The following is an 8,647-nucleotide window of genomic DNA, read 5'->3' on the forward strand; positions in this document are numbered from 1 at the left end:
TTGTCTCCTACTCCGGCCCGCTAAATTCTTTTTTCCCACCCCTTGTTTTTTTTTTGTCTCCCTTTCTTTTCTTATTTACCGCCCCGGCCCCCCCCCCCCCGCGGGGGGGCGCCCCTCTCCCTGGTCCTGCGTTTCTGCTACTGCGGTAGGGCGCATAACGCGCCAGCGTTATCCGCCGACACAACGGCGCCTTACTTGCCGGTGATCATCGGCAGGTTCAGGCCCTGCTCCTTGGCGCAGTCGATGGCGATCTGGTAGCCGGCGTCGGCATGGCGCATCACGCCGGTGCCCGGGTCGTTGGTCAGCACACGGGCGATGCGCGCAGCGGCCTCGTCGGTACCGTCGCAGACGATCACCATGCCCGAGTGCTGCGAGAAGCCCATGCCCACGCCGCCGCCGTGGTGCAGCGAGACCCAGGTGGCGCCGCTGGCGGTGTTCAGCAGGGCGTTGAGCAGCGGCCAGTCGGACACGGCGTCGGAGCCGTCCTGCATGGCTTCGGTCTCGCGGTTCGGGCTGGACACCGAGCCGGAGTCGAGGTGGTCGCGGCCGATCACGATGGGTGCCTTCAGCTCGCCGCTGCGGACCATTTCGTTGAACGCCAGGCCGAGCTTGGCACGCTGGCCCAGGCCGACCCAGCAGATGCGCGCCGGCAGGCCCTGGAAGCTGATGCGCTCCTTGGCCATGTCCAGCCAGCGGTGCAGGTGGGCGTCGTCCGGGATCAGCTCCTTGACCTTGGCGTCGGTCTTGTAGATGTCCTCGGCGTCGCCGGACAGCGCGGCCCAGCGGAACGGACCGACGCCGCGGCAGAACAGCGGGCGGATATAGGCCGGGACGAAGCCGGGGAAGTCGAAGGCGTTGGCCACGCCCTCTTCCTTGGCCATCTGGCGGATGTTGTTGCCGTAGTCGAAGGTCGGGATGCCCTGCTTCTGGAACTCCAGCATGGCTTTGACGTGCACGGCCATGGACTGCTTGGCGGCCTTCACCACGGCAGCCGGTTCGGTCTGCGCGCGGTCGCGGTACTGCTCCCAGGTCCAGCCGGCCGGCAGGTAGCCGTTGAGCGGGTCGTGGGCGGAGGTCTGGTCGGTGACCATGTCCGGGCGCACGCCGCGCTTGAGCAGTTCCGGGAGGATTTCCGCGGCGTTGCCCAGCAGGGCGATGGAGATGGCCTTGCCTTCGGCGGTGTACTTCGCGATGCGCGCCAGGGCGTCGTCGAGGTCATTGGCCTGCTCGTCGACGTAGCGGCTGGCGAGGCGGAAATCGATGCGGCTCTGCTGGCACTCGACGTTCAGCGAGCAGGCGCCGGCCAGGGTCGCGGCCAGCGGCTGGGCGCCGCCCATGCCACCCAGGCCGGCGGTGAGGACCCAGCGGCCCTTGAGGTTGCCGTCATAGTGCTGGCGGCCGGCCTCGACGAAGGTTTCGTAGGTGCCCTGGACGATGCCCTGGCTGCCAATGTAGATCCACGAGCCGGCGGTCATCTGGCCGTACATGGCCAGGCCCTTGGCATCCAGTTCGTTGAAGTGTTCCCAGTTGGCCCAGTGCGGCACCAGGTTGGAGTTGGCGATCAGCACGCGCGGGGCGTTGGCGTGGGTCTTGAAGACGCCGACCGGCTTGCCGGACTGCACCAGCAGGGTCTCGTCCTCATTCAGCTGCTTCAGGGTCTCGACGATCTTGTCGTAGCACTCCCAGTTGCGCGCGGCGCGGCCGATGCCGCCGTACACCACCAGCTCCTTCGGGTTCTCGGCGACTTCCGGGTCGAGGTTGTTCATCAGCATGCGCAGCGGCGCTTCGGTCAGCCAGCTCTTGGCATTCAGTTGGGTGCCGCGCGGGGCACGGATTTCGACGTCGCGGAATTTGGTCACGGAAGGCTCCTTCGCTTGCTCGGATCGATAAGCCGGTGAGGGCTCGGCGGTTCGTTCGATGGTCTCGAAGGGCTCGAAACCATCATGTCTATGCTTGTATGTACAAGTATAAGCAAAGCGAGGGCCAATATTGGCTGGCGAGAGGCTAAGCCAGTCGGATATTTGCTTCATCTTATTGATTTAAAAGGAATAAAAAGTCGAAGGCGGGAACTGGGAGAGGCTGTCAGCCATTGCCGTCCTTCAGACAATTGCACCAGAAGAAGGCTTCGCTGCACCGTTTCGTTGCGTTCGGTAACACCGCTCGCTACCAAGGGACACAGGTTGTATAGACAAGCTGTGTCCAAGCAAGAAATGGAAGTTCGCCGCGATGCCGTTCGCGAGCAAGCTCGCTCCTACAGGTACGCATCGGTGCGCTCTTCGTAGGAGCGAGCTTGCTCGCGAACCGCCTACTGCCGGACTACTTCAACGCCGCATCGATCCGCGTCGCCGCGTCCGCCGACACCCACCTCGACCACAGCTCGCGATGCTCACGGAAGAACTTCGCCCGCACATCCGCCACGTCCCGGTGGTGCTCGGCCATGTCCGCCAGCAGCGCGTTGAACAGCGGCAACGGCAGTTCGACCTTCTCGAAGACCTGCACCAAAGCCGGCGCCTTGTCGTGGAAGTCGCGGGACACGCCGATGCTGATCTTCGCCGGCAGCGAGCGCGATCCCCTGGGGTTGGGGTCATTGGCGTCGGTCAGGGTCTTCCAGGCCGCCTTGTCGAATGGCGGCTCCTCCAGCTGCACCAGCTTGAAGCGCCCCAGCAGCGGCGTCGGCGCCCAATAGTAGAAGAGCACCGGCCGGCCCTGGGCGATGGCCGAGCTGATTGCCGCATCCAGCGCGGGGCCGGCGCCAGTGCGAAAGTTCACGTAGCTGTCGTTCAGGCCATAGGCCTTGAGCTTCTGTGTGTTGACGATCTCGCAGGTCCAGCCGGTGGGGCAGTTGTAGAAGCGACCCTTGCTGGGCTCCTCGTCATCCTTGAACAGCGCCTTGTACCTGGGCAGGTCGCTGACCGACTTCAGGTCCGGCGCGGCGGCCTTGATGCCCCGCGTCGCGTCGCCGTGCACCACGTAGTCCGGCACCCACCAGCCTTCGCTGGCACCCTTCACCGTCTCGCCCACGGAGAACACCTGGCCGGCCTTCTCCGCCTGCTGCCAGACGGTACTGCGCCCGGCCCACTGCTCGCCGGTGACCTGGATGTCGTTCTGCTTCAGCGCGTTCTCCATGGTCACGGTGTTACCCGGCACTGCGTCGGTCTGACAGCCGTAGCCCTTCTCCAGGATGAAGCGCAGCACGTCGGTGGTGAACATCCCGCTTTCCCAGTTCAGCCCGGCGAACACCACGGGTTTCGGATAGGGGCAGCCAGCGGCGAGGGTTTGCGCGCACAGGCCGAAGGCCAGCAGCAGCGCGAACAGGCAACGGGGGGCGGACATGGGGCGGTCTCCGGGCACGTTGGTGTCCATTGGGTTTAGCCGCCGATCCGCGATTTGCCCACGACCATCGGACTGGAAATGCCACCGGCGGTGACATTCACTCAGTCCGGAACCACAGCGCGAAAGGGTGAAACACCGGGCGACAGGCACTGGAGCGCCATGGCACAGCGATTGCTATACCTGTATATACAGGAACGATCCACGGTAACACTTTCACCGAACCCAGGATGCTGACATGTCCGAAACCCTGCTCCTGACGCCCGGCCAGTTCGACCTCGACCAGCTGCGCGCCATCTACCAGCACCAACCCGACCTGCAGCTCGCGGACCATTGCCGCGAAGCCATCCTGCGCAGCGCGCAGACGGTCAGCCAGATCATCGCCGACCAGCGCACGGTCTATGGCATCAACACCGGCTTCGGCCTGCTGGCGCGCACCTCCATCGCCGAAGACCAGCTCGCCACCCTGCAGCGCAACCTGATCCTCTCCCACTGCACCGGCACCGGCCCGCTGCTGGACGACGCCAGCGTGGCGCTGATCATGGCACTGAAGATCGGCTCCCTGGCGCGCGGCTTCTCCGGCGTCGGCCTGCCAGTGATCGAGACGCTGCTCAAGCTTTACCGGGCGCGAGTCTACCCGTGCATCCCCTCGCAGGGCTCGGTGGGTGCCTCCGGCGACCTCGCGCCCCTGGCGCACATGTCCTCGACCCTGCTCGGTGTCGGCCAGGTGCGCCACCAAGGGCGCATCCTCGAAGCCACCGAGGGCCTTGCCATCGCCGGCGCCGAACCGCTGGTGTTGGGCCCCAAGGAAGGCCTGGCGCTGATCAACGGCACCCAGGTCTCCACCGCGCTGGCCCTGCGCGGACTGTTCGCGGCGGAGAAGCTGTTCATCTCCGCGGTGGTCGCCGGCAGCCTGACGGTGGAGGCGCTGAAAGGCTCATTCGTCCCCTTCGATGCGCGTATCCAGGAAGTGCGCGGCCAACCGGGGCAGATCGCGGTTGCCGCGCTGTACCGCGAGCTGCTGCACGACAGCCCGATCAACCAATCGCACATCGACTGCAAGCGCGTGCAGGACCCGTACTCGCTGCGCTGCCAGCCGCAGGTGATGGGCGCCTGCCTGGATCACCTGCGCTTCGCCGCGGGGGTTTTCCTGCGCGAGGCCAATGCCGTTTCCGACAACCCGCTGGTATTCAGCGCTGACGGCGATGTTCTGTCAGGCGGTAACTTCCATGCAGAGCCGGTGGCCATGGCTTCGGACGTGCTGGCGCTGGCGATCGCGGAGATCGGCGCGCTGTCCGAGCGGCGTATCGCCCAGCTGGTGGACCCGGCGATGTCCGGGCTGCCGGCCTTCCTGGTCAAGGAAGGCGGGCTGAACTCCGGGTTCATGATCGCCCAGGTCACCTCGGCGGCCCTGGCCTCGGAGAACAAGACCTGGGCCCATCCGGCCTCGGTGGACAGCCTGCCGACCTCGGCCAACCAGGAGGACCACGTGTCCATGGCCACCTTCGCCGCCCGCCGCCTGCAGGACATGGCCGCTAACAGCGCCGGCGTGGTCGCCATCGAACTGCTGGCCGCCGCGCAAGGCGTGGACTTCCACGCACCGCTGCAAAGCTCGCCGCAGCTGCAGGAAGTGCGCACGCTGATCCGCAGCCAGGTGCCGCACTACGAACAGGACCGCTACTTCGCCCCGGACATCGCCGCCGCGCGGGCGTGGGTGGAGGAAGGGGTGATGAGTCGGTGGATCGGCTATTCGCGACTGTATTCGTAACCCCGGCGTAGGGCGCATGACGCCTCTGGCGTTATCCGCCGCTCGGTCGTGATGGCGGATAAAGCGTTCCGCTTTATCCGCCCTACGGGTGTCCACGGCACGAATGAACAGGGCGGCACGGCCCGTAGGATGGGTGGAGCGGAGCGATAACCATGCGGATCACCGCGCAGGGGTTGATGGGTATCGCTTCGCTCCACGCCATCCTACAAAAGCCCTGCAGGGCACATGACGCCTCTGGCGTTATCCGCCGCTCGGTCGTGACGGCGGATAAAGCGTTCCGCTTTATCCGCCCTACGGGTGTCGCCCCATGAATGAACAGGGCGGCACGGCCCGTAGGATGGATGGAGCGGAGCGATACCCATGCGGCTCACCGTGCAGGGATTGATGGGTATCGCTTCGCTCCACGCCATCCTACAAAAGCAAAGGGCGCCTCTCGGCGCCCTTTCTGCTCAGCGTGCTTCGAGTTCGATCACGCAGATATCGGCATTGCCCGACACTGTCAGCCGCCACTCACGCAACGCGCCGTCACCTTCGGCGATCAGGGTGTCATGCAGCCCCAGCACACCGCTGGCGGCGCCGTTCAGGCTGGTGTGGATGCCCTCGCCCGCGCTGAACAGCAGCACGGTCGATGCACTACTGAAGAAGTGCGCTGCGCCGTCGAGCTTCAGCCATTGCAGGCGCGCCCGGTAACGGCTCGGCGAATAAATCAGGTTGAAGTCGCGGATCGCGCCGCCCAGCAGCGTGCAATCCACCGCGCTGGCGCCATCGAAAGCGAAGGCGTCGAGTGCGCGCAGGTCGCGGGAAGAGTCGCCATCCACATTCAGGCGCATGCCCTGGCCTTCCAGCACGCTGATGATGCGCTGGTAGCCGGTGAACGCGGAGAACGGTCCTGGCGCGCCGACGTCGGCGATGGACACGCGCCAGCCGAAGCCTTCCAGGTCTTCGCCGGCATCGCGGACGATCTCGCGGGTGGTGCCCGCGCCGTTCTTCCAGGGCATCGCCGGGTAGTCGGCGGCGCGCAGCAATCTGATGGCGGTCATGAACTGAAACGTCCTTCCAGGCGGTAGCGCGAGCCCGGGTACAGCAGGCGCGCGCTGGTGACGGTATTGCGCCCGGACCAGGTGCGCCGGCGGATCAGCAGGCACGGCTCGTGGCGGTCGACGGACAGCAGCTTGCATTCCTCGGGGCTGGGCAGCACCGCCTCGACGACGTGCTCGCCCTCGCTCAGCGGCGCGACCTGGGTCAGGTAGGCGAATGGCGTCTGCCCGGTGAAATCCTGCTTCAGATAATCCGGCGCCACGGCTGCGTTGACGTAGCGGTCCTCGATCTGCACCGGGATATCGTTCTCGTAGTGCACGATGATCGAGTGGAAGATGCGCTGGCCTTCGCGCACATCCAGCGCCAGCGCGCGCTCGGCACTGGCCAGTTCCTCGACCAGGCTGATCACCACCAGGTGATGCTTGTGGCCGCGCGCGGTGATTTCTTCGGCGATGTTCTGCACCTGGAACAGCGCGGATTGGCCCTTGGGCTCGGCGACGAAGGTGCCCACGCCCTGCATGCGCACCAGCAGGCCGTCGGCGGTCAGCTCGCGCAGCGCGCGGTTGATGGTCATGCGGCTGACACCCAGCTCGTCGACCAGCTCCGCTTCGGACGGCACGCGATGGTGCGGCGGCCAGGTGCCGGACTGGATCTGCTGGATGATCAGCTGCTTGACGCGGGCATACAGCGGCGCGGGAATTTCCCCCATCTGCGCGGCGAGCGACGAACCCTCGGCGGGCGAGGTAGGCGTGGGCGATGCGGGCACGGGAAACTCCTTGTCTGGGCGACGGGGGCGAAGGCCTGGGTCTGACTCCGGCATGTACCGGATTCGACCGGTGCATACAAGTCCTCTGACGACCGTCGGGTGCCTGGCAGTTTACGGTCTCGGCAAACGTCTGTATATGTATATACAAATTCCAAGAACCTCGCGAGGCCTCCGCGCATGTCCGTCCTGTTCGCCGAATCCGCCCTGCTGCCCTCCGGCTGGGCGCGCAACGTCCGCCTCGAGATCGATGCCGACGGCCTGTTCACCGCGATCACCCCGGACGCCGGCGCAGAGGGAGCAGAGCGGGTTTCCGGGCCGCTGCTGGCGGGCATGCCGAACCTCCACTCGCACGCCTTCCAGCGCGCCATGGCGGGCCTGGCGGAAGTGGCCGGCAACCCCAACGACAGCTTCTGGACCTGGCGCGACCTGATGTATCGCCTGGTTGGCCGCCTCTCGCCCGAGCAGGTCGGCACCATCGCGCGCCAGCTGTACATCGAGATGCTCAAGGCCGGCTACACCGGCGTCGCCGAATTCCACTATGTGCACCACGACGTTGATGGCAAGCCTTACGCCAACCCGGCGGAACTTGCCCTGCGCGTCAGCCAGGCGGCGACGGACGCCGGCATCGGCCTGACCCTGCTGCCGGTGCTCTACTCCCATGCCGGTTTCGGCGGCCAGGCGCCCAGCGAAGGCCAGCGCCGCTTCATCAACAGCACGGAAAACTACCTGAAACTGATCGATGGCCTGCGCGCGCACCTGACGACGCAGCCGCAGCAGGGCCTCGGCCTGTGCTTCCACTCGCTGCGCGCGGTGACGCCGCAGCAGATCAGCGAAGTGCTCGGCGCCGATTCCAGCGGTTGCCCGGTGCACATCCACATTGCCGAGCAGCAGAAGGAAGTCGACGACTGCCTGGCCTGGAGCGGTCGCCGTCCGCTGCAATGGCTGTACGAAAACGTCGCGGTGGACGAACGCTGGTGCCTGGTGCATGCCACTCACGCGGAACCCGATGAAGTGACGGCCATGGCCCGCAGCGGCGCGGTAGCTGGCCTCTGCCTGACCACCGAGGCGAACCTGGGCGACGGCATCTTCCCGGCGGTGGACTACCTCGCCCAGCACGGCCGCTTCGGCATCGGCTCGGACAGCCACGTGTCGCTCAGCGTGGTCGAGGAACTGCGCTGGCTGGAATACGGCCAGCGCCTGCGCGACCAGCGCCGCAACCGCCTCTATGGCCAGGACCAGCCGATGGTCGGCCGCACCCTGTTCGACGCGGCGCTGGCCGGCGGCGCCCAGGCCCTCGGCCAGCCCACCGGCGAACTGGCGGTGGGCAAGCGCGCCGACCTGCTGGTGCTCGATGGCGGCGACCCCTACCTGCAGACCGCCCGTGGCGACGCCATCCTCAACCGCTGGCTGTTCGCCGGCGGTGACCGGCAGGTGCGCGATGTGATGGTGGCCGGGAAGTGGCGCGTGCGCGATGGCAAGCATGCGCTGGAAGAACAGAGCTCCCAGGAATTCGCTGGCGTGCTCCGCGAGCTGCTGGGCTGACCCGAATGCCTTAGTAGGATGGCGTGGAGCGCAGCGATACCCATCGATAGCCCTGCGCAGACAGCATGGGTATCGCTGCGCTCCACCCATCCAACGTATGGCCTCTCCCTGTAGGAGCGGGGGGGGGGGGGGGGCCGGGCGGCGCGCGGGGGGGGGGGGGGGGGGGGCGGCGGGGGCGACCGGAAAAGAGGCCGCCCCCCCCC

The 8,647-nt window shown here is 66.5% G+C and carries 7 protein-coding genes; 2 read left to right on the forward strand and 5 right to left on the reverse strand.

Features of this window, described 5'->3' with window-relative positions; genetic code table 11:
• Positions 1-191 precede the first annotated feature (191 nt).
• On the reverse strand, positions 192-1,859 hold the full coding sequence (gene hutU / locus ACCC94_RS25075; protein WP_413352331.1) for a urocanate hydratase: 1,668 nt from the start codon (positions 1,857-1,859) through the stop codon (positions 192-194).
• A gap of 457 nt (positions 1,860-2,316) precedes the next feature.
• Positions 2,317-3,333, reverse strand: a complete 1,017-nt coding sequence (locus tag ACCC94_RS25080; RefSeq protein ID WP_413352332.1) for an ABC transporter substrate-binding protein — start codon at positions 3,331-3,333, stop codon at positions 2,317-2,319.
• A gap of 235 nt (positions 3,334-3,568) precedes the next feature.
• Here ACCC94_RS25080 and hutH point away from each other — a divergent pair, with 235 nt between their 5' ends.
• Positions 3,569-5,098, forward strand: coding sequence for a histidine ammonia-lyase (gene hutH, locus ACCC94_RS25085; RefSeq protein WP_413352333.1), 1,530 nt, complete (start codon positions 3,569-3,571; stop codon positions 5,096-5,098).
• A gap of 449 nt (positions 5,099-5,547) precedes the next feature.
• Here the strand turns inward: hutH and ACCC94_RS25090 are convergent, their stop codons facing one another.
• On the reverse strand, positions 5,548-6,138 hold the full coding sequence (locus tag ACCC94_RS25090; protein ID WP_413352334.1) for a HutD family protein: 591 nt from the start codon (positions 6,136-6,138) through the stop codon (positions 5,548-5,550).
• Positions 6,135-6,845: a histidine utilization repressor gene (gene hutC, locus ACCC94_RS25095; RefSeq protein WP_413352337.1), complete on the reverse strand. Its 711-nt coding sequence runs from the start codon at positions 6,843-6,845 to the stop codon at positions 6,135-6,137. Before hutC ends, ACCC94_RS25090 begins: the two co-directional genes overlap by 4 nt.
• 234 nt (positions 6,846-7,079) lie before the next feature.
• Here hutC and ACCC94_RS25100 point away from each other — a divergent pair, with 234 nt between their 5' ends.
• Positions 7,080-8,444, forward strand: a complete 1,365-nt coding sequence (locus ACCC94_RS25100; RefSeq protein ID WP_413352335.1) for a formimidoylglutamate deiminase — start codon at positions 7,080-7,082, stop codon at positions 8,442-8,444.
• Between the two features lie 10 nt (positions 8,445-8,454).
• Here the strand turns inward: ACCC94_RS25100 and ACCC94_RS25105 are convergent.
• Positions 8,455-8,647: hypothetical protein (locus tag ACCC94_RS25105; RefSeq protein WP_413352336.1), on the reverse strand; the 193-nt coding region annotated here is incomplete at its 5' end.

It is taken from the genome of Pseudomonas sp. Pseusp97 (genome assembly GCF_047304025.1).
GTDB lineage: Bacteria > Pseudomonadota > Gammaproteobacteria > Pseudomonadales > Pseudomonadaceae > Pseudomonas.